Genomic DNA, 2731 nt, shown 5'->3' with positions numbered 1-2731 from the left:
CAACGGGAGCAAAATCACGAACTGAATGACGATTTACCATTCTGAATTCGATCAATGATGGGAAATAGGTGAGATCTCAGTTACAAATTCTGCGGCAAATAACTGCGGTATTGCTCCGGCACTAACAACTATCAACCATAAATGAAACACATTGGATAGGTACTGTTTTACAATCTGAATAGTTATTGAAATCTCCATAAACTTGGCACCATAAGGCATTTTCATGTTTGTAAAAAGTGATATAGGCTGAACATGCCGATGCTAATTCTTTATATTCGAGCATTACTAATTCTCTTATATCTAATGTAGCCTCAAATTTTTGACCGGGGTTAAAAGTAAGCGGTCTTTTAACCCCCACCTACCAGTATTAATCGGTTTTCTGGACAATAACCTTGTGAAATTTTAACGAGGTTATTATGGACATCAATCAGAAAAAACAACACTGGCTTAAGGTTCTTAAACAGCAAAAACAAAGTGGCTTAACCATTGCCAAGTTTTGCACAAATAATAAAATAAATGTTTCCAGTTTCTATTGTAAACGTATGGCTATCGACACCTAGCCGCGCTTAACATTCCATGGTAGCAACGGCTCAAGGTTACTTGGTTGCTCAGCAATATGCTGCAAGCAAGTGGACATATAGTCGTGCACGACAAGGCCGTTGGCTTTCGCCGTTTCAACGATACTATAGAGAATGGCACTGGCATGGGCGCCATTGCAGGTATTGGAAAACAGCCACGCCTTCCGCCCAATCACAAAGGGTTTTATCGCCCGCTCTGCTCGGTTGTTATCAATGCTTAGCTTGCCATCTTCAAGATAGCGCTGGAACTTCTCAAATTGATTGATGCCATAGGTAATGGCTTCACCAAGTTTGCTTTTCGGTGGTATTTTATCTTTGTGATCTGTTAGCCAATCATGCAGTTCTTGTACGATGGGTTTCGAGTGTGATTGCCGGATTTTGAATTTATCTTCTATCGACTTTTCTTTTATTCGCTGCTCAATACCGTAGAGCTTGCCGATTAAGTTTAATACGACATCCACTTTGCCGGTTTTCTTTTTGGCTTGTATCTTTTTCGCATCCACGAATTTGCGACGGATATGCGCAAGACAGGCAACCAATCTTGCCAACGTTAGCTCATAGGCTTTATAGCCATCAACGTGCATGTAGCCTTGGTAGCCATTGAGAAAGTCGATGGCACATTGTGCCGCGCGGCTGTTGTGATAATCGAATAACACGATATTGGTATTGTTGCCTGGTTTATCTGTACCACAACAATATGCCCACATATAACTCGTCGATTTTTCTGCCTTGATCACTTTCAGCGGCGTTTCATCGGCATGAATCGCAGGCTCTGCTAGCAATACTTCTTTCAAACGCATATACAGTGGCTCAAGCAATTGAGCACTGCGCAGCATCCAACTCGACATCGTTTGACGACTTAATTCAATACCAATATCGGTGAACATAGTTTCTTGACGGTTGAGCGGTAAGCCAAACTGATATTTGCAGGTGATGATTTGGCTCAGTAAACTTGGCGTTGCGATACTTTTCGGGATTGGTGTGGCTGGCATCTGCGCCGTTTTCACCACACCTTCAACACCATCACGTTCGCATTGACGACAGGCGTATTTGGGGCGAATGGTTTTGATAACTTTGATATGGGCTGGCACAAACTCTAAGGCTTCACTGCTGCTTTCCCCCATCTTATGCAATGGGCCCTGGCAGCAATCACACACCTTGTCAGCATCCGAGATATCGATAACCACTTCTTTTCGCGGCAATGCTGCCGGCAATGGTTTGCGTTTTGGCTTGGCTTTTGTTTTCGTGTCGAGAGTTGGATTTGCCAAAATACTTTTGTCGTGTTCATCAAGCACTAACTCTGCTTCATTAAACACTTCCCCCGCACCTGGCATTTTTTCGGATTTTTTACCGTATTCATTGGCAAGTTTGACGTTGTAACGCTCAAGCAACTCTCGGTATTGAGCATCCTTTTGAGCAATCACATCGTCTTTGTTGGCCAATTCTTCATTCTTTGCCGCTAACTCTTCATCCATACGCTGTTGCAACTCAAGCAGCATTTGCTTGAGTTGTTCTGGGTCGTTTGGTAGTGAATTGGCATCAGATTTCATCACTAAATTCTAGCAAGTATCAATCGCAATATCTTCTTGCTAGCTCAATTAGTATAAGGGCTTGCGTCAACGATCGTTGACTGCCAATTCGATCAACTAGATCATTGACTGATACTGCAATTCTTCATGGCCAAGTACATCTTTCCCTGATAGTAACCAACTCAGTTGCTCAGGACTTAAGGCAAATTCATTCTCGTTCACTTTGCTCGGCCATTTGAATTTGTGTTTTTCCAGGCGCTTTTGCCAAAGCGCAAAACCGGTTTTGTCCCAGTAAAGTATTTTCAGTTTGTCTTTGGCTTTATTACAAAAGACAAATAACGCGCCGGTATAGGCATCACGATTTAGCTCATCTTCGACAATACCAACCAAACCATTTATTGCCTTACGGAAGTCGACGAAATCCCGATGCAGAAACACGTCTAACGGCTCAACAAACATCTTCATTAAGCAAACTCACGCAACAATTGGCTTAGATATGACGTGGTTTAATGGATTCGACTACCCCAGTTAAGAGATAATAGACTTAACTGGAGAAAAAAAATGACAGCACGTAAAAAATATTCAAAAGAATTTAAGCTTGATGCAATAGCATTAGTCGTTGAA

General features: G+C 42.2%; 3 protein-coding genes. 1 reads left to right on the top strand and 2 read right to left on the bottom strand.

Annotation, left to right across the window (positions count from 1 at the left end):
• The first annotated feature begins 416 nt into the window (after positions 1–416).
• Positions 417–560: an IS66 family insertion sequence element accessory protein TnpA gene (gene tnpA / locus ND16A_RS21425; protein WP_160173549.1), complete on the top strand. Its 144-nt coding sequence runs from the start codon at positions 417–419 to the stop codon at positions 558–560.
• Here the strand turns inward: tnpA and tnpC are convergent.
• The gene (gene tnpC, locus ND16A_RS00010; RefSeq protein WP_052073373.1) at positions 557–2128 is read right to left on the bottom strand and encodes an IS66 family transposase; all 1572 of its coding nucleotides are present in this window, start codon (positions 2126–2128) and stop codon (positions 557–559) included. The genes tnpA and tnpC overlap by 4 nt on opposite strands.
• 96 nt (positions 2129–2224) lie before the next feature.
• Positions 2225–2572, bottom strand: a complete 348-nt coding sequence (tnpB, locus tag ND16A_RS00015) for an IS66 family insertion sequence element accessory protein TnpB (RefSeq protein WP_033079531.1) — start codon at positions 2570–2572, stop codon at positions 2225–2227.
• Positions 2573–2731: the final 159 nt, after the last annotated feature.

Source organism: Thalassotalea sp. ND16A (assembly GCF_000764205.1).
Lineage (GTDB): Bacteria > Pseudomonadota > Gammaproteobacteria > Enterobacterales > Alteromonadaceae > Thalassotalea_A.
The sequence above is the reverse complement of the archived record's forward strand: the minus strand, read 5'-3'. Positions and strand labels throughout refer to the sequence as shown.